12 protein-coding genes are annotated in these 19,251 nt (G+C 47.3%); 8 read left to right on the forward strand and 4 right to left on the reverse strand.

Annotated features, from left to right (window positions below):
* Positions 1–279: 279 nt before the first annotated feature.
* Complete coding sequence (locus AC4IFB_RS09980; protein ID WP_490775317.1) at positions 280–1,641, reverse strand: alkaline phosphatase PhoX; 1,362 nt, start codon at positions 1,639–1,641, stop codon at positions 280–282.
* 492 nt (positions 1,642–2,133) lie between these two features.
* Here AC4IFB_RS09980 and AC4IFB_RS09985 point away from each other — a divergent pair, with 492 nt between their 5' ends.
* A complete protein-coding gene (locus AC4IFB_RS09985; RefSeq protein WP_490780087.1) occupies positions 2,134–3,183 on the forward strand; it encodes a metallophosphoesterase in 1,050 nt (349 codons plus the stop codon).
* A gap of 265 nt (positions 3,184–3,448) precedes the next feature.
* Here the strand turns inward: AC4IFB_RS09985 and AC4IFB_RS09990 are convergent, their stop codons facing one another.
* Positions 3,449–4,846: an aldehyde dehydrogenase family protein gene (locus AC4IFB_RS09990; protein ID WP_490780088.1), complete on the reverse strand. Its 1,398-nt coding sequence runs from the start codon at positions 4,844–4,846 to the stop codon at positions 3,449–3,451.
* Between the two features lie 11 nt (positions 4,847–4,857).
* Positions 4,858–6,522 carry an acetolactate synthase large subunit gene (locus AC4IFB_RS09995; RefSeq protein ID WP_490775321.1) on the reverse strand — a complete coding sequence of 555 codons (1,665 nt, stop codon included), beginning with the start codon at positions 6,520–6,522 and terminating at the stop codon, positions 4,858–4,860.
* Between the two features lie 568 nt (positions 6,523–7,090).
* Here AC4IFB_RS09995 and AC4IFB_RS10000 point away from each other — a divergent pair.
* From AC4IFB_RS10000 to AC4IFB_RS10030, 7 genes are all read left to right on the forward strand, one after another.
* Complete coding sequence (locus AC4IFB_RS10000) at positions 7,091–7,597, forward strand: CBS domain-containing protein (RefSeq protein WP_490775322.1); 507 nt, start codon at positions 7,091–7,093, stop codon at positions 7,595–7,597.
* Between the two features lie 152 nt (positions 7,598–7,749).
* Positions 7,750–8,421, forward strand: coding sequence for a CerR family C-terminal domain-containing protein (locus AC4IFB_RS10005; RefSeq protein WP_490775323.1), 672 nt, complete (start codon positions 7,750–7,752; stop codon positions 8,419–8,421).
* A 28-nt stretch (positions 8,422–8,449) separates the two neighbouring features.
* A complete protein-coding gene (locus AC4IFB_RS10010) occupies positions 8,450–9,763 on the forward strand; it encodes an efflux RND transporter periplasmic adaptor subunit (RefSeq protein ID WP_490775324.1) in 1,314 nt (437 codons plus the stop codon).
* Entirely contained in the window at positions 9,760–12,915 is a 3,156-nt protein-coding gene (locus AC4IFB_RS10015; protein ID WP_490780089.1) for an efflux RND transporter permease subunit, read from the forward strand. Before AC4IFB_RS10010 ends, AC4IFB_RS10015 begins: the two co-directional genes overlap by 4 nt.
* 275 nt (positions 12,916–13,190) lie before the next feature.
* A complete protein-coding gene (locus AC4IFB_RS10020; RefSeq protein ID WP_490780090.1) occupies positions 13,191–14,030 on the forward strand; it encodes a phosphate/phosphite/phosphonate ABC transporter substrate-binding protein in 840 nt (279 codons plus the stop codon).
* A gap of 94 nt (positions 14,031–14,124) precedes the next feature.
* A complete protein-coding gene (locus AC4IFB_RS10025; RefSeq protein ID WP_490780091.1) occupies positions 14,125–16,470 on the forward strand; it encodes an EAL domain-containing protein in 2,346 nt (781 codons plus the stop codon).
* A 120-nt stretch (positions 16,471–16,590) separates the two neighbouring features.
* A complete protein-coding gene (locus AC4IFB_RS10030) occupies positions 16,591–17,571 on the forward strand; it encodes a quinone oxidoreductase family protein (RefSeq protein ID WP_490780092.1) in 981 nt (326 codons plus the stop codon).
* A 92-nt stretch (positions 17,572–17,663) separates the two neighbouring features.
* Here the strand turns inward: AC4IFB_RS10030 and AC4IFB_RS10035 are convergent, their stop codons facing one another.
* On the reverse strand, positions 17,664–19,076 hold the full coding sequence (locus AC4IFB_RS10035) for an RCC1 domain-containing protein (RefSeq protein ID WP_490780093.1): 1,413 nt from the start codon (positions 19,074–19,076) through the stop codon (positions 17,664–17,666).
* Between the last annotated feature and the right edge of the window lie 175 nt (positions 19,077–19,251).

Below are 19,251 nucleotides of genomic sequence, written 5' to 3' on the forward strand. Positions count from 1 at the left end.
TTTAATATAGACAGGTAGGGTGGGGCCATGCCCCACCAACTGCACTCGAAAAGAAAAGTGATGCTTCAAATAAATTTAAGTGGTTCTCTACCAGGCACTACCTGCAAATTACCTATATACAGGTTGATACTCTTTTGCTGAATATGGAGGGTAATCAGGAAGATTTTTGCCAGGTTTGAGGAACAACATTTTTTGAAAAGATAAAAAAGGTGGCCTTAGGCCACCTGAATTGTAAACTCCCTTCTCTTTTGAACCGGCTTCCCTGCCAGTCACTACTTTTTATTTTCTGTTATCGTCATCCTCACGATCATCATCGTCTTTTTCTGACTTTGGTCCTTTACGACTGATCGCCCATGTTGCATCACCATCATCAGCAGCTGAGTGCTGAACATTAACGTAAAGGGTTTTATTATCTTCTGGGCTGAAATATATACCGGTTCCCTCAGCACCAGGATCAGTTAACGAAGCAAACAGAGAAACATAACGTGATGCTCCATACTTATTGGTAACTTGACTGGCAAACCATATATCAGAAGGCTTGTTATCCTCAATCATTACCAGGTCACCATTTGGTGCTTCAGCCAGGTTGTCAACACTGTCAAAACCTGATTGATGCCCTTCTTCACCAGGCTTACCAATTTCAACAGGTACATTCATACCAGGCTTTACAAAATTGGTAACTTTCATGGTATTGAGGTCAACTGCAATGACACGGCCTTCATACAGCTCACTATTAAATACCAGTTGCCCAGCATCATCAGTTTCGGTATCTCGTGGTCCTTCAGTAATAGCCACATAAAGCGTCTCACCGATCACTTCCACATCCTCAGGACGCTGATAGCTTTGACCACCAGCATCAGTACCGGATTGACGTGCAGTTAATGGATCGATAGGACCAGCCCATTCACCCATACCAACGCCATCAGCACCATTGACTTTAAGAACGTAGAGTGAGCCAGTAGAGAGATCACCAGCCTGATCAGGTACGAACTTGTATACGCCGCCGCCACAAGGTACAACGCCGTTGCAGCCTGATGTGCGTCCACGATGCTCATCGACTATATACAAGTTACCCTCTTTATCGAGATCAATACCTTCGTGTGCAAGACGACCAACAGCTGGACGATCAACTACAGATTTAGCTGTCATCAAGTCATCTTCGAGGAAAATCTCTAGCAGACGTCCACCTTCAACCTCTTCTGCAAAGAGGATGGTTCCCCAAGGGGTCCAACGGATACCGTCGAGAGCATTGTAGCTGGGGTCTTGCGCAAGAATCTTTGTTTCGCCAGTCTTCAGGTCTACAACACTTACTGTACCACCCTCTGGCAGGCTGTCTGGGAGACGCAGCTCATGAGTACGGTACATGAAACGACCTTTTTCAGGGCCTGTTTCATTGACAGTGTTCATGTCATGCCAGTCATCACGACCATTGTCGTAGATATTCAGGTTGGTCTCATCAGACACAACCCATTGATTGAACCCCTTTGGCAGCTTCCATGGTGAGGCTGGATCCCAGTCAGCTGAGTTTGCTGACTCATCCAGTGGCTTGAAATTGTGGCTTTTAATACCACCGGCAACCACTGAACCGCTGATTGCAATTGTGGCAGCAATGGCGATAGAGAGTAATTTATGTTTGAACATGGACAATCATCCTCGGATTAGTATTTTTTTAAAACTCTTATTAACCCGGCACATTAAGGTGCCGAGTAAATAACTATGCCACTCCATGACTCACGACCTGCTCCTCCGTAAGTAAGCGCATTCTGAAGATAATTTATGTCACTTTGGGCAATACATTTATGAAATTTATGTGATAATTATATTTACGCAACATTAATAAATTATGAAGTTAGCTTGATAATTTAAATACTAAATATGTGCGAATCCAAGAACATAGTTATTTATGGGATTTATTGTCATTTTGTGAATTAAAATTGTCACATATCGAATGCACAAATGAAATCTTCCTGAAAGGGTTCCTATCTACACTCTCCCCTCCATGTTTGAAAGTTGATCAAGAGCACCCTACCACCAGTTGATATAGCGATACCTGAGTTTCTGGTGATAAATGGCTGACACTAGACCCGATAACATCGCAATCAATTGGAATAAATTTTTCTTGGAGATAATAACGTGAAATCATCATTTACCAAAATAACCTCTAGCCTTGCAGCAGCACTGATATCCTTCTCTGTTGTAGCTGGTGGTATAGAATATGAAGACGATAGCGACAGAGAGGACTCAAATGCATTCTCATTCGCCATGATTGGTGATGTCCCCTATGGTGTAGCGCCATACACCGAATATCCACCCTTCGATAACCTTGTAAAAAAAATCAACCGTCAAAAGAAACTAAAATGGGTCATTCATACCGGTGACATTAAGAGTGGTGGCACTGAATGCTCGAATGACCTTTTCTATGATCGTCTGGATCGTTACAACGCATTCAATAAGCCCTTTATCTACACACCTGGTGACAATGAGTGGACTGACTGTCATCGTGTCAAAGCTGGTGAATATCAACCTTTAGAACGCCTGGCTATGCTTAGAGAGGTTTTCTTTTTCAACCCAGGTAAAACCATCGGTGGAAAAACCATGTCTGTAGAAACTCAGGCCTGGACTGATGGCTATGAAGAGTTTCCTGAGAATGTTCGCTGGAGCAAGAATGGCGTGATGTTTGCTGCCCTGCATGTCGTTGGCAGTAATAATGGCTTGAAAGCCTTTGACCCAGCCTCCTCTGCTACAAGAACAGATGAGGACGATGCTGAAGCAATTCGTCGTATCGATGCGGCTGTCGAGTGGATCAATAGTACATTCGATAAAGCAATTGAGGAGAAGGCACCAGGTGTACTGTTTATGATGCAGGCCAACCCGATCCTGGAAGTCAGCTACGCCTTACCATCAGGTGATGCACTGACAGCTGCCAGACTTGGTTTCACAGAAATACTGACCACACTTGAGCAACGTACCCTAGAATATGGCAAACCTGTTGTTCTTGCACACGGTGATTCTCACTATTTCCGAGTCGACAAACCTGGTCTGGTTGAAAATGGTTTTATTGGTAACTTCACTCGAGTTGAAAACTTTGGATCCAGCCGTGTACATTGGGTCAAAATCACTGTTAACCCAAAATCTAAAAATGTATTTAAGTTTCAACCTATGATCATCGAAGAGAATCTCTAAGGTGAGTAAACCCTCTAGATTTCCAGTACCAGCTCCTGAATGATCAGTATTGGATGACAGGGTTAATAGAAGTGTAATGTATGGTGCGGCCTTGCCGCACCATATGGTATGAATTTCTCAGAAGTCCTGTTTACTCCCCTAGATCCCGCTATCGTCTCTGTTAAACTGCTCTACATGCTCGATGACACTAAGACTTAATATGGCCTGGCATCTTTCGAGTACTAACCCAACCAATCAGAATCTCCTCAGAAAACCGGAATTTGGTTTAAAGGTTTACAGAATTCAACACCATCATTTTTTCAACCTGCATATCTCGGATCGTATGCGGGATACCCCCAACACCAAGTCCAGATTGGCGTAATCCCGCAAATGGCATACCGTCCACACGAAATGCGGTGTGCTCATTAACCATCACAGCAGAGGCATCGATATTACGGTAGACCAGCATGGCTGTATCAATATTGCTGGTAAACACTGCTGCCTGAAAGGCGTAAGGAAGTGCGTTGGCATGTTGTAGTGATGCCTCTATTGAATCACTCTTGTAGACACAAACAACTGGGCCAAATATCTCCTGCTGAGATACCTTGGACTCATAGGAAGGATTGTATATTACTGTCGGGCTGTAGCAGTTGCTATCCAATATACCACCACTGTTTAACAACTTTCCGCCTTCTGATTTAGCCTCCTCAACCCACTTGGCAACCCGGCTGACCTCACTGGGACGAATCAGTGGCCCGACTTCTGTCTCTATCAAAGCTGGGTCACCAACTTTTAAAGCTCTTGCAAGCTCGGCCAATCTTTCGCTGAACACTTCAGCAACTTCTGCTTCTGCAAATACCCGTTGTACTGAGACACAGACCTGCCCTGCATGATAGAAGCCCGCTTTGAGAACCGCAGACAAAGCTTTATCCAGATCAGCATCTGACGCCAGTATCAACGGAGCAGCACCACCATGCTCCAACGCACATCGTGTCCCTGGGGCGAGTTTGGAGCGTAGCATCCAGCCTACCTTTGCACTGCCAATAAAACTGAAAAAGCCCACTCGTGGATCTGTAACCAAGCGTTCAGCCAATTCAAGATTTTCAGGTAATACAAACTGGCACCACGCCTTTGGAAGTCCTGCTTCGTGTAGTAAATCCACAAATGTCTTGCATGAAACCGGGGTATCTTCAGCTGGCTTGACGATCACTGGACACCCTGCTGCAACTGCCGCAGCCACCTGGTGTACGATCAGGTTCAACGGATGGTTAAAGGCACTGACAGCAACCACTACTCCAATCGGCTCTTTTTGGGTAAAAGCAAGCCGCTGGCTACCCGCTTGGGTTGCATTCACAGGCACAACCTCTCCAGACTCTGTACGAATGGTTTCAATGGCCAGCTTAATACCATCGATGGCGCGTTTCGCCTCCACCTGAGAATCCATCAGCGGCTTTCCACCCTCTCGAGCCGCCTGAAGTGCCAATTCATCACAACGATCTGACATCAATTCTGCAACAGCTTCAAGAATCCTTACACGCTCATGCAGAGGAATCCATCCCTTACGGTTTCGATAACAGGAGTAGGCTCGATCTAATGCTGTTTCAATGGCAGCACTGCCATCACAGGGCAACTCCTGCAGAACTTCCCCATCATAGGGTGAAGTAACCTTCAGACAGGTGGTCATATTCAACTTCCTCAACTTGATAAAGGGCAAGGCTGGGTAATTTCACCCAACCTTTGCGTGAGCTTCATATTTTCACGGTAGTCAACCGGCGCAACAACCAAGCTTGGACCTGGCTGAGTAAAAGCAGCTTCAAGTATGCCAGCGAAGGAGCTGCTGTTTTCAACCTGATACCCACTCCAACCGAAAGAGTCGGCTAACTGAAGCCAGTCTGGGTTGCCAAATGCCAACTCTGTATGCCGACCAAACTGACTCTCCTGCTTCCACGCAATCAGGCCGTACGCGCAATCTTCCCAAATAAGCATAACCAGATTGCAGTTCAAACGTTTCGCTGTCTCCATCTCCTGAACATTCATCAGGAATCCTCCGTCACCGGCAATTCCGATAATGCGCTTATCTGGTGCTACAAGACTGGCTGCAATCGCACCTGGCAAGGCAGATCCCATCGAGCAGAAGCCATTGGGAATCAAGCAGGTGTTTGGTTGATGGCAATGATAGTGGCGTGCAATCCACATTTTATGCGCGCCAACATCGGACAGCAGGATATCATCTGGCCCAAGAAGCTGACGAAGATCCCACAACATCTTTTGAGGGCGTAGCAAACCCTCTGTATCATCATCAGAGTGTACCGCCAGTTCTTTCTGCATCAGATAGCGAAGCTCTGTCTGTCGCTGCAGATCAAAATCGGCAACACCCCGCTGCTCTATGCGCTCATTGATCATCCATAGTGTGTGGGCCAGATCTCCGACCAGTTCGACCTGAGGGTGGTAGTATTCATCTACCTCCGATGGCAGAAAATCAGCATGGATAATAGTTTTGTTCTTATGCGGATTCCACAACCTTGGATGATATTCGACCATATCGAATCCCAGGGTTATCACCAGATCAGCTTCATCAATCGCTAATGTTGGATAGTCCTTGCTGCCAAGCCCAATGGTGTACAGACAGTAGTCTGCGGCACAGTCCACAGCGCCTTTTGCCATAAAGGTAGTGAGTACGCCTATGCCCGTTTTTTCGCACAAGAGACGTAACTGCTTTGCAGCTCGACGTCGAATTGCACCGTTACCTGCAATAATCACCGGCCTTTTGGCTTTTTTGAGCAGTTCAAAAGCCTGATCAACGATTTTATCGTCAGCCACCGAGCGTCGAAAGCGGCGAGGCTCAAGAGGTTCTGAATCAACTTGATGTTTGGCGATATCTTCTGGCAACTCGATTAATACAGCACCAGGCTTTTCGGTACGTGCGATACGCACTGCTTTACGAATAACTTCGGGAATCGTAACGGCATTGTAGATACTGGTTGCCCATTTGGTAACAGGTGTGAACATATCCACAACATCCATGATCTGGTGCGACTCTTTATGCAATCTTTCTGTTGAACCTTGACCGGTTAATACCAGCATTGGGGCACGATCCATATTCGCATCAGCAACGCCTGTGATCAGATTGGTTGCCCCAGGCCCCAATGTACCCAGACATACAGCGGGATTACCTGTGAGTCGACCATAGATCTCAGCCATAAAAGCTGCGCCCTGCTCATGTCGGGTAAGGATAAATTTAATCTTGGTTGATTGCTCAAGAGAGAGCATGAAATCGGCATTTTCCTCACCGGGAACACCGAAAATATACTCTACCCCCTCTTCTTCCAGGCATTTTACGATTAGATCGGAAGCCTTCATGATTTGTCTCACTATAGGTTCTATGAATTATTCTCTATTACAGCGTTAAGCCGGAAAGTCTCGACAGACAAACACCGACACATTAATTGATCAGAGGCATCTTGATCAGACAGTATATTTGTTTTATAACCCAGCAACACTAGGGCCTGTTAACACTAATCGAATCGGCCCTGTTGCACAGAGAGAGACCACTGGATGCCATGAAATTCGCTCATTATCGTGTTAAACGATTAGTCTTGCCTGATCCCTGATGTTGAGTGAGGATTTAGACAAGAAAAAGCATTACATAGCACAAGATGAGGGAAATGTGTCTGTGATAGTTTCTGATTCAACCCGTATAGCCAGGACTGGAATTGCCGTCTATGGTTAAGCCTGAGGCAGGATCACGATAACCAGGGAACCTCAGAACAAATCATGGAGCCCCCACCATTACAGAGCTAGCCCAGCGAAATCCAAATTCTCATGTTGTTCGCGACATAAACTTTGGCATGGGTATTGCTGCCAAATCAAAAAATAAGCATAAAAAAATTAAGATCATATTTTATATACCAAATAAAAGGACAATCACATGGCATGTTGCGTTGGTAAGCTCATATCAGAACCTGTCTCCTCTCTGGACAGCAATACAGATGTTCAGGCCGCAACAAGCTTCATGGCGGCAAAAAATATTGGCTCATTAGTGGTTATGGACAATGACCAGGTCTCTGGTCTGTTTACTGAGAGAGACCTGCTGGTGCGCGTGATTGGTGCAGGCCAAGACCCAAACGCACTAAACTTGAGCGATGTTTGTACAAAAAACCTTATATCTGTCCATTATGACAGCTCATGTGCCAATGCCATCAAACTCATGAGAACCAATAAGTGCCGTCGTCTTCTAATCTATAAAAATGACAAGCTTCAGGGTTTGGTCAACATTTCTGATGTCGCCCATGCCCTTGCAGATCATAGCTCCGGTAAAAATATGCTGGTAAATTTCGTCGGGGGAATAACCTTGCTAGTAGTGCTGGTGGTCATCGGCGTTTTGATCTCACATATACCAGATGTAATGCAACTGGCAGGCCACACAATGGATTAGTCATGGTTCTGACATATGGGCACCTTCCCCACCAGATAATGACAAACCAGCCGTATCAGATCTCTCTTAACCTTTAAAATTTAAATCAATCGTTTGATTTATATTTTTATCAAAGCTAATATATCGATCTGATATCTAATTGCTATAGTCCTATGCCCACTCAGTTGAGTCCAAACCAGATTGACACCAGAAAACGTCTATTGAATGCAGCCTTAAAAAGCTTTGGTAGCAAAGATTATGAAGGTGTGAGCACGAGAGAAATAGTTGAAATGGCGGAAGCAAATATCTCTGCTATCTCCTACCATTTTGAGAACAAGAGAGGACTCTATAACGCAACTGTCAGCTATCTGTCAGAAACACTTCATGCCGGTATATCTGAACAGCTTGAGTCCATCAACCAGAACCTTGAGCACTACTCAGCAGAAGATTGTGCAGATCAGACTTGTCAATTGCTCCTCAACTTCTTCGAACATACTCTCCTGGGTGAGATTGGCAAACACGCACCAGGAATCATTTTTCGTGAGCAAAGCCAACCCTCGGAAGCCTACCAAATCCTCTTTGACAACTTTCTGCAACCGATGAATCACACCCTTGCAAAGCTGGTGGCGAAGTACCTTGGTTCTCAACCGAGGGAAGCGGAAGTGCTATTTCTGGTACATGCCCTGATTGGACAGACAGTTATGTTCCATATTGGCAAGACAACACTGCTTAGACTATTGAAAAAGAAAAACTACAGCAGAGCCATAATCGAAGCGATAAAAAATCATTTAACAAACAACTACAGAGTGTTGCTTGAGAGTAGAGCAATCTATAACAATTTGTGACCATATAAACCCTGAATACGGAAATAATATGTCCGACAAAAATTCTAATTGGCGAAAACTGCTCTTCATACCCCCGATTGTTATTGGGGTCGGGATACTGGTATTGATGGTCGGCCAAAAACAGCCCCCAGAGACCAAAGAAGTTGGCGAGCCCACCAAGCTGGTACGGGTGATTGAAACACCTCAATTGGAATTAACCCCTGTCGCAGAAGGCTACGGCACCATACAGCCGGCCCGCATCTGGTCAGGTGTTGCCCAGGTATCCGGGCGTATCGTTGAACTTCATCCCCGACTGCGTAATGGGGAGATAATTACCAAAGACACACTATTGTTGAAAATAGATCCTGTCGATTACGAACTCAATCTGGCGCAGGTAACAGCTGAACTTGCCGAGCTTCAGGTAGAGCAGAATAATACCAAGGCCTCTCTCTCCATTGAAGAACGCGGCCTGAAAATAGCGCAACGTGAATTGGAGAGAGTAACCAAGCTTACAGCAAAAGGCACCGCTTCCAAAAGTGACCTGGATAACGCAGAAAGAAATCTGCTGAATAGCCGAAACGCAGTACAAAATGTAAAAAACAATCTGGCCCTGTTACCCACCAAACGCAAAGTGCTTGAAGCGAAAAAGATTCAGGCTGAAAGAGATTTGGGAAATACCAGCATAGTCGCGCCTTTCAATATGCGTGTTGCTGATATGGCGATTGAAATAGATCAATATGTCAGTAAAGGTGGAACTCTACTGGTAGGGGATGAAGTAGATCGTGTTGAAGTTATTGCTCGCTTTCCTCTCTCTTCAATTCGCCGTCTTTTCATTGGTCGCGAGCTTTCAGAATTTGAAATGCTCGGTGAAAACCTTGCTCAAGCAGTTGCCTTGAAGCCACTTCTAAAACTTGATATGGGAACCGCTATTGCTGAATGGGAAGCGGAGTTTGTGCGCTTTAGCGACAGTGTTGATCCTGAGACCCGCACCATGGGTGTCGTAGTCGCAGTAGACAGACCATTCGACAAAGTCATACCAGGCCTCCGTCCTCCGCTATCAAAGGGTATGTTCGTGCAGGTACTTCTACAAGGCAAGTCACAAGCTGACCGAATCGTACTCCCCCGTTCAGCAATCAAGAATGGTGTTGTCTACACGGTAGATGAAGAGAGCCGGCTGCAGCGGCAACCAGTGGAGGTTCTATTCAACCAGGGCGATATCAGTGTGATTGCCAATGGTATCAAACCGGGTCAAAAGGTTGTGGTTTCAGATCTGGTGCCTGCAGTCACCGGTATGCTGCTACAAACCATACCGGATCAAGAGATATCCGATAGACTACAGAAAAGTGCACGAGGCCAGTTATGATCAACTGGTTCGCCCGTCACCCCAATGCCGCCAATCTACTTATGGTGGCAATTATGCTACTGGGTTTGTCTGCCCTGCCCGGCCTGCAAAAAGAGACACTCCCGGAGATAGAGAATGACGAAGTGGAGATCCGGGTAATCTATAAAGGCGCAACTGCTGAGGATGTTGAAGATGCAGTCTGCCGTCGCCTGGAAGATGCTCTTGAAGGAATCAGCGACCTTAACGAGATGCGCTGTGAAGCAAGTGAGGGCGTTGGTGTTGCGACCGCATCGATGAACGAAGGCGCCGAAATGAGCCGTTTTCTTGATGATGTAAAAGCTGAGATCGACGCACTCGATGATCTGCCGGAACAGACAGAACTACCAGTAATCAAAGAGCTTGGGCGTACTGAACCGGTTATCTCAATTGCAGTAACAGGCCCTAAAGACCCTGTAGCACTGAAAGCCTACGCAGAGCATCTCAAGGCAACACTGTTAACCCAAGCCGATTTGGCTGAAGTCACAATCAATGGATTCTCTGATCACCATATACGTATCGAGATTTCCGATTTACGTTTACGGCAGTTCGGTCTATCCGCGAAGGATATAGCCAATGCCGTCAGTCGCTACAGCATCAGCACACCAGCTGGTCGTCTTGAGGGTGATCAGGAGGATATTCTGCTGCGTTTTGATGACCAGCGAAAACAGGCTGACGAGTTTTATGATCTTCCTGTTATCTCAAGCAGCACTGGTGCGACGATTCGTTTAGGTGATATTGCAAAGATAACCGATCGATTCGACCGGAATGAAGAGAAAATTCTGTTTAACGACAAACGGGCAGCGGTTTTGGATATTGCAAAAACCCGTTCCCAGGATATTCTTGAAGTGCTTGCCACTGTTGAGCACTTTGTGGAACAAGAGAACCAGCAAGCCCCTCAAGGCATTCAGCTGAGCCTCACCCAAGACCGAGCATCGGTGGTACAAGACCGTCTCGATATGCTGATTGTTAATGGAATCCAGGGACTGATTGCCGTATTCCTGGTTCTCTGGCTCTTCTTTAGTTTGCGCTATAGCTTCTGGGTCACTATGGGACTGCCTGTCTCATTTTTAGGTGCTCTATTTGTTCTACCATTGTTCGATGTCACCATAAACATGATCTCCATGGTAGGCCTGCTAATTGGCATAGGATTGCTAATGGATGATGCCATTGTGATCGCAGAAAACATCGCTTCACGCATGAGTAAAGGAGATAAACCACTACATGCTGCCATAGTCGGAGTACAGCAGGTACTACCAGGCATTGCCTCCTCTTTTGCTACCACGCTGATGGTATTTGGCTCCCTGGCTTTTATCTCGGGAGATATCGGACAGATTCTCAGAATAATGCCCATCGTTTTGATTATTGTGATCAGTGTAAGCCTGTTGGAGGCATTTCTGATTCTACCCCACCACTTGAGTCACTCACTGGCACATATGAGCAACAAACCGGCATCACGTTTCCGTCAAGGGTTCGAAAAGCGCTTTGCCGGATTCCGCGATAACTGGTTTGGTCCACTGGTAGATCGGGCAGTGAATTACCGCTATTTGACGCTCGGCATTGTTTTCATGATGTTGATTCTATCCATAGCGATGCCAGCAAGTGGCCATTTGAAGTTTGTCGGCTTTCCTGATCTGGATGGTGATGTGCTGGAAGCCAGGGTACTGCTGCCTCAAGGGACGCCGCTATCGCGCACTGAGGGGGTCATAGAACATATCACTCAAGCCTTGGAACGAACCAACCAAGCCTTCACACCAAATCAACCAGAGGGTCAATCCCTGGTTGAAAATATCACAGTCATCTACGGCCAGAATCCAGACGCTTATGAAACAGGCCCCCATGTGGCCCGCGTGGTTGTAGATCTACTCAGCGCTGAGATCCGTGATGCTCGACTGGATGATGTTGTAAACCTTTGGCGGCAGGAGACAGGCCAACTCAGTGATGTCATTTCTGTCAAATACACCGAACCCACATTTGGCCCAGGGGGTCGCCCCATCGACCTGCGCCTTTTGGGTTATGACCTGGAGCGATTGAAACAAGCCTCAAATGAACTACAGGCATGGCTCAATAATTTTCAGGGTGTGAATGACCTGAGTGATGACCTTCGCCCAGGCAAACGGGAATTTCGGCTACATCTCAAACCAAGCGCCGGGGTATTAGGCCTCGATGCCCAATTGGTTTCAGAACAGGTAAGAACCGCTTACCAAGGCATGAAGATTGATGAGTTTCAGGTTGGAGCGGAAACCTACGAAGTTAATCTGAGATTAATAGCAAGTGATCGGGTAGACGCTGAAGATCTGTATAACTTAAGCATAGCTGGTAGTGGGGGGCGTCTGATCCCTCTTTCCACTGTTGTCGACATTGAAGAGGTTCGAGGCTGGGCAAGAATCAATCGGGTAGACCGACAACGTACCGTAACTATCCAGGGTGACGTAGACCGAACCCAGGCCAATGCTCAAGAACTGCTTGCTGTAGCCCAGGCAGAATTCATTCCCGGACTCCTCGAACGTTACCCTGACATTCATTTCGACATTCAGGGAGAGAGCAAAGAGTCTGCAAAAACAGGACAATCCATTGGGCGTAATGTACTGCTGGGTCTGATTGGTGTCTATATGCTTCTGGCGTTACAGTTCAAGGGTTATGTGGCACCACTGACTGTAATGCTTGTGATCCCGGCAGCCCTGATCGGGGTAATGTTCGGACACATGGCTTTAGGCTTGGATCTGACCATGCCCAGCATGGTCGGCATGGCATCTCTGTTTGGTGTTGTGGTCAATGATTCGATTCTATTGGTTGTATTTATCCGTGATCAATCAGCCAGAGGGGTTGTTGTTATCGAAGCAGCAAAGCGTGCAGCCCGCGCCCGATTCCGCCCTATTCTATTAACCTCGATCAGTACCATTGCAGGATTGACACCTCTGCTTCTGGAAAAGAGTCTACAGGCTCAGATCCTGATTCCTCTTGCAGCCAGCATAGCCTTTGGACTGACTGCAGCGACCCTGGTGGCACTGTTTCTGGTTCCCGCAGTCTATTGTATCCTCGATGATTTCGATCTACTTGGAAAACTCCATAATGAGACAGATGAAGAGCTGATTGGCTTGGATAAACCTGAGGCTACAGAGAACCTCTCAAGCTAAGCGACAACACGAGCACGACACCAAGTGCTAATAGTATGAGCACGTTCTGCGTGGAAGCGTAGAATACTCAGTCAATTACAGCATAGCGCTTAAGCCAAAAGATTGCAGGAAGTGATCAGCGACTGCATAGAGATAGATTATGAGAGAAGCAAAAAACCCTGTTACAGGCCTAATGTAAGCTCTCATTCGAGAGATACACCGCTCAATTAATGCAAAACCTTGCCGATAACACCGCCATGTTGAACTCTTCTTTATATCAGTCACAGAGATCACCCATGCTTGACCTGGCTTATCGTTTTTCTCTGCTACTGCTCATATTGTCGACTTGGAGCACCCATCTGGCTGCAGAAACGTCGCAGTCGCTGCGCTTGGGAATCATGCCTTTTAACAGTACCTTGGCTTTAATCAAGACCCATCAGCCTTTGCGTCAGCATTTGCAAAAGGAGTTGGGCCAGTCAATCGATATCTATACTTCAGCCAACTATGTTGCCTTCCAACAGGATTCAATGGCCGGGGCGTTCGATCTCCTGATCACAGGCCCCCACTTCGGGGTAATGAGTCTTGAAGCTGGATACATACCCCTGGTGCGCTATAACACTACACTGCAACCCATCTTTGTGGTGCGTAAAAGCTCGAAGATTCGAACAGTAGAAGATTTCAAAGGTAAACATATCGGCTTACCAAACCAGCTATCGGTCTCAGCGATTGGTGGACTGAGCTGGTTACGCGAACAAGGACTGCTCGCAGGCAGGGATTTCACGGTGGTTGAGAAGCCAACCCATGGTGCAGCAATCGCCGCAGTGACAGTAGGTGATCTTGATGCAGCGCTAACCACCTACACGCCTTTAAAGCAGATTCCGAACGATATTCGTGACCATATCGAGATTATGCCAACAGAGGTAATGATGCCGCATCTGATGACCCTGACCCATGAGCGTCTGGGCAAGGGGAAGATTCAACAGATCTTAGAGGCGTTAAACAGCTTTCCCGCCACACCAGAGGGTGAGGCTTTCTTCAAAAATACTGGATATCATGGATATATTGCTGTAGACAATGAGGGCATCGAGAAACTATACCCCTATGTGCCAATCGTGAAAGAGTTGATGCAAAAATGACTAAAGGGCACCAAATATTTACAGGCTACAGAAACAATCTCTTCAACATGCGCAATAGAGGTTCGACCCTCTTTCCGGAAAGCTCTCTGTTAGCATGAAGTCGTTTTTGCAATGGCGACTATCTCTTCGAAGCAAGATGCTGCTGACCAGTATTCTGGTGGAGATCATTATGCTGGCCCTGTTAGTGGGCAACAGCGTACGCCTGATTGAGACATCGATGGAGCGGCTTACAGAGTCGCGCATCAAGGCGATTGAATTGGCCTATAAGACCTCGGTCGCTGTACCACTGGCATCAAGGGATTACGCCACACTGCGCGATATTCTGGATGGATGGCGAAAGGCTGATGATGTCCTCTATCTGGTGGTGACCGATATCAATGGACGCTTTCTTGCCACCAGTGGCTGGGATCAGGAAATATCACTACCTCCACCCGGTCGTGACCCGCAAGGCAGAAAAATCACCCATGTTCGATTTAGTGTAGATTTATTTGATCAGAATTATGGCCAAGTTCAGTACGGACTCTCAATAGAATATATCCATCAGGCAAAACAAGCCTTATTCACTCAGGGAATGCTTATTGCACTAGCGGGAATAACTCTCACAGTCATTTTGCTCTCTATTATAGGTTATTGGCTCACCCGTCATATGGCTGCGTTGATGGATGCGAGTGGTCGTGTTGCTAACGGGGATTACGAAATACGCCTGAAGTTAGAGGGAAAGGATGAGATCGCCCAGCTTGGCAAGAGCTTTAATCTCATGGCTGACGCCATTCAGAACCGAATTCTAGCACTGCGTGAGAGCGACCTTCGTTCCCGCACCATCGCCGACTACACCTATGGCTGGGAGAATTGGCTGGCTGCAGACGGTCATCTGCGATGGGTCAACCCGGCTGTAAATCGGGTCACCGGCTATACCCAGCTGGAGTGCTACACTATGCCCGACTTTCCATTACCAATCATATTTAGTGATGATCTCAGTCTGGTGGAACGTTGTCATCGGTTGGGTATGCAAGGCAAGACCGGGCAGGATCAGGAGTTTCGTATCAAGCGAAAGGATGGGCGAGTCGTTTGGGTGGCAATGTCCTGGCAACCGATTGCTGATAAAAAAGGCAACTCGCTGGGGTATCGCTCCAGTATTCGGGATATCTCACTTGAACATCATGCCCGCGAAGCCTTGGAGTATCAGGCCAATCACGATGACTTGACCGGACTGTTCAATCGCCGCGCCTTCGAGGTGGGCTTGCAAAAGATCCTCGACGACTTGCGTACCGGAGGTCAGGCAAAATGCCTTCTCTACATCGATCTTGATCAATTCAAACTGGTCAATGACACCTGTGGTCATAGTGCCGGGGATAAACTGCTGCAGGAGATCACCGCAATTATGCGGCAATCCATGAGCAACGGCTTTCTGGCACGACTGGGTGGCGATGAGTTTGGACTGATATTGGAGGGTGATGAGGAGCAGGCCTATCGCCAGGCAACCAAACTGATCGATGCGATTCACGCCCACCAATACAGCTACGAGGAACATCACTTTCAGCTTGGCGCTTCTGTGGGCATGGTCACTGTTACTGATGCCCAGCGGAACATCGACGAATTACTGATAGCGGCGGATCAAGCCTGCTACGCGGCCAAGGATCGCGGCCGAAACCGCATTGAAATTTATCGGGACAACGACGAATATTTTCGCGCCCAACGTGCACAATTCCTATCTGTCGAAGAGATCAATAACGCCTTAAGAGAGCAGCGATTTGTGCTCTATTACCAACGTATTGTTCCGTTGCAAAAAGGGTTACCTGAACATGCTGAGATTCTGCTGCGTATGCGAGATAATCAAGGGCAAATACTAACCCCTGATCGGTTTATTCCAGCAGCAGAGCGCTTCAATCTGATGCCTGAAATCGACCGATGGGTGATTAGCAACACCTGCCGGCACCTCAAGAAAATTAAGGGTGGGCAATTCCAGGATACCTGTTTCGCCATCAATCTCTCAGGCTTGAGTCTCTCAAGCGATGATCTGGCCGAATTTGTCATCAGTCAATTCGATGAATATCAGATTGATCCAAAATGCATTAGCTTCGAAATCACTGAAACAGCGACAATGGACCGTCTTGACAAAGCTAAGTACTTCATTCGCATGATGCGTAACTTAGGTGTAAAAGTGGCACTGGATGATTTTGGTACCGGTCTATCCTCCTTTGCCTATCTACGTGAACTGGAAGTGGATTTCCTCAAAATTGATGCCCTGTTCGTGCGTAACCTGGACAGCGATGAACGCGACCTTGCTGTGGTGAGATCAATCATGGAAGTTGCAAAGGTGCATGGCATGCAGACCATCGCAGAGTTTGTTCATAACATGGCGATCTCAGAAATCCTTGAGGAAGTTGGCGTAGACTACGCCCAAGGATTTGCCCTTCATAAGCCTGAGCAATTATCCTAGGGAGTCTCTCAACAAGTCATCGATTTCATCCAGACTCACTAACATCGGTACTGGGATTCACTCTCCTTCAGTCAGACCCTTTCTGGCCATTTCTTAACCTGAAATTGCACGAGATAGCAGATGAAGCACAAAGCAATACGCATCCATAAATATGGTGGCCCGGAGCAGATGCGCTGGGAACAGATTGAACTTGCCCCTCCTGGGCCGGGTGAAGTTCAAATTCGTCAACATTCGGTGGGCCTGAACTACATCGATGTCTATCACCGCACCGGGATCTATCCCACGCCTGAACTACCCTGCACCCTGGGAATGGAGGGTGCAGGGGTTGTCGAGGTCGTCGCTGAGGATGTCAGTGACCTTAAACCTGGTGATCGAGTAGCTTACGCCTCACCACCCCTCGGTGCTTATGCCGAAGTGCGTAACATCCCAGCCGGACGATTAGTCAGGTTGCCCGATGAGATAGACTTTGAACAGGCGGCTGCGATGATGCTGCAAGGCATGACTGCCGAATACCTGTTGCAGCGTACCTATCCAGTTCAGGCCGGCGAAACTCTACTCTTTCATGCTGCTGCAGGTGGCGTTGGCCTGATCTTTTGTCAGTGGGCGAAACACCTGGGGGCAACAGTCATTGGCACTGTGGGTAACGAGGAGAAAGCCGAACTCGCACGTGCTCATGGCTGTGATCACACAATCCTCTATCGTCATGAAGATGTAGCTTCAAGGGTCAAGGAGATTACAGACGGTCGTGGTGTGCCGGTGGTCTACGATGGCATCGGTAAAGATACCTGGGAGACCTCCCTGAACTCCCTCTCCATGAGAGGCATGATGGTCAGCTTTGGTAACGCCTCGGGTAAGGTTCCGCCTGTGGAGCTTGGTTCACTCACTGCACATGGCTCGCTCTATCTGACCCGCCCAACGCTGATGAATTATACTGCCGATACCCAGGATTTACGCGACAGCGCATCGGCCCTGTTTGGATTAGTGCAGTCCGGAGCAATCCGTATTGAAGTCAATCAGCGCTACCCGCTGGCGGAAGCGGCCAAGGCGCACCGGGCATTGGAAGCGAGAGAGACAACCGGTTCGACCATCCTCACGGTTTGATACAGAAGTTGATCTTCTCTCTTACATCATGATCGATGGAATAAGCTAGAAAGAGATGAGTTAACTCCGCAGCATAGCTGCGGAGTTAACGATCAGTAGGAAGTTAAATGAGTAACATCCAACAATAGATTTGAATCAGGCACTACAGTCAAAATAACATTCAGTAGACTGTCCAACCCTAACGTGACATCAATGGCAACCAGGCAAGATATGTCTGCATCGCCATTGGCATAGTTAACCGTACAATCCCGCATCGATTGTGTTGCCACAGGATTCGTAATGACTGAATCTACTGAGAACTGAAGGCCACTATTCGGTTGCAGGGAGAGTTCCACATCGAGGATATTTTCCCCACCAAGTGAAACGCATGGCAGGCGTAATTTTCCATTCATGAAATAAGTGGGTCTGCATGCGCTGGGAATTTGAGACTCCATTACAGGCCCAACATTCAGCAGGCCGATATCATCAGAATCCGGAATTGCTGATACTGTTGAGCCATCATACTGCAACACATCACCATCACTATCCATCACCAGGCCACCTAATTCATCGCCTGTCGAGACCTGTACAGCAGTGGTGAACCCTAAAACCTGCTCAGGAGTGGATGCATAATCTTTCAAATAGTCTTTCCAGCGGCCCCATGTCCACACAGTGCCATCAGAAAGCACCGCTGCACTCTGTCGGTTACCGGCTGAAATATCGTATACGCCGGTCAGCTCCAATACCTGTCTGGCACTTACACTATCTTCAAAGGTGCCGTCACCCAGTTGACCATAATCGTTGTCACCCCAGGCCCACAAAGTGCCGTCAGCGCGCAGAGCTAGTGCATGATTGTATCCACCATCAATCTGCACGATGTCGACCAGGCCTTCAATTTGAGTCAGTTCATCGACCATTACAGAACGTCCCAAACTATCATCAAATACCGAAACCTCTTCCCAGGTCCAGACCGTACCATCATTCAACAACACATAAGGATTGTTTAGAGATGCAGCGACAGCAACCGCATTGGTAACACCCTCGATCTGTCTCGGCTCATCATCATTGTATATACTGTTTAGCGCATATTCCCACAGGGTACCATCAGAACGTACCGCGGCCATAGGCCATGGCCCGGCAGCCACATCCACAATGTCAGTGAAACCACTAACCTGATAGGGCATATACTGAGTCATTCGTCCGAGTACGTTACCCCAAATCCACACAGTACCATCCGCTAATGCCGCAGCTGTCCAGGAGTAGAAATCACCAACAGACAGATCGACAATATTTGCAATATCGAGAGCCTGAACTGGTATAACACTGTCAGTGGCTAAATTGTTACCCAACTCCCCACGACTATTCTCACCCCAACTCCAGGCGGTACCATCTGATGCAAGTACAGCAACACCAACTGTCCTGCCACCCTCCAGAAGGGGCTTGCCAGCATGTGCATAGCTGGAAACAAGAAGTAACAAGACCATGGTGAAATTGGATATAATTTTATCCCAGGATGTAAGATTCACTGAATACCCCTAAACATATTCGTCCAGAAAAGTTCAAAACATATAGCGTTACAACTAACAGAAACTTAACATTGTTTAGTGATAATTACAGATCTATTACGCCCTCAGAGTGTTAATTGCTTCATAAAAAGTCGAGGGCACACTTTTTAATTCTTCTAACAGCACACTCATCTCT

This window comes from Candidatus Thiodiazotropha sp. AKIB8, assembly GCF_058244675.1.

Bases quoted from the DNA above. Each gene is read 5' to 3' on its own strand.
- AC4IFB_RS09995 (WP_490775321.1), bottom strand. From the start codon at position 6,522: ATGAAGGCTTCCGATCTAATCGTAAAATGCCTGGAAGAAGAGGGGGTA.
- AC4IFB_RS10030 (WP_490780092.1), top strand. From the start codon at position 16,591: ATGAAGCACAAAGCAATACGCATCCATAAATATGGTGGCCCGGAGCAG.
- AC4IFB_RS09990 (WP_490780088.1), bottom strand. From the start codon at position 4,846: ATGACCACCTGTCTGAAGGTTACTTCACCCTATGATGGGGAAGTTCTG.
- AC4IFB_RS10005 (WP_490775323.1), top strand. From the start codon at position 7,750: ATGCCCACTCAGTTGAGTCCAAACCAGATTGACACCAGAAAACGTCTA.
- AC4IFB_RS10025 (WP_490780091.1), top strand. From the start codon at position 14,125: ATGAAGTCGTTTTTGCAATGGCGACTATCTCTTCGAAGCAAGATGCTG.
- AC4IFB_RS09980 (WP_490775317.1), bottom strand. From the start codon at position 1,641: ATGTTCAAACATAAATTACTCTCTATCGCCATTGCTGCCACAATTGCA.
- AC4IFB_RS10010 (WP_490775324.1), top strand. From the start codon at position 8,450: ATGTCCGACAAAAATTCTAATTGGCGAAAACTGCTCTTCATACCCCCG.
- AC4IFB_RS10015 (WP_490780089.1), top strand. From the start codon at position 9,760: ATGATCAACTGGTTCGCCCGTCACCCCAATGCCGCCAATCTACTTATG.
- AC4IFB_RS10000 (WP_490775322.1), top strand. From the start codon at position 7,091: ATGGCATGTTGCGTTGGTAAGCTCATATCAGAACCTGTCTCCTCTCTG.
- AC4IFB_RS10020 (WP_490780090.1), top strand. From the start codon at position 13,191: ATGCTTGACCTGGCTTATCGTTTTTCTCTGCTACTGCTCATATTGTCG.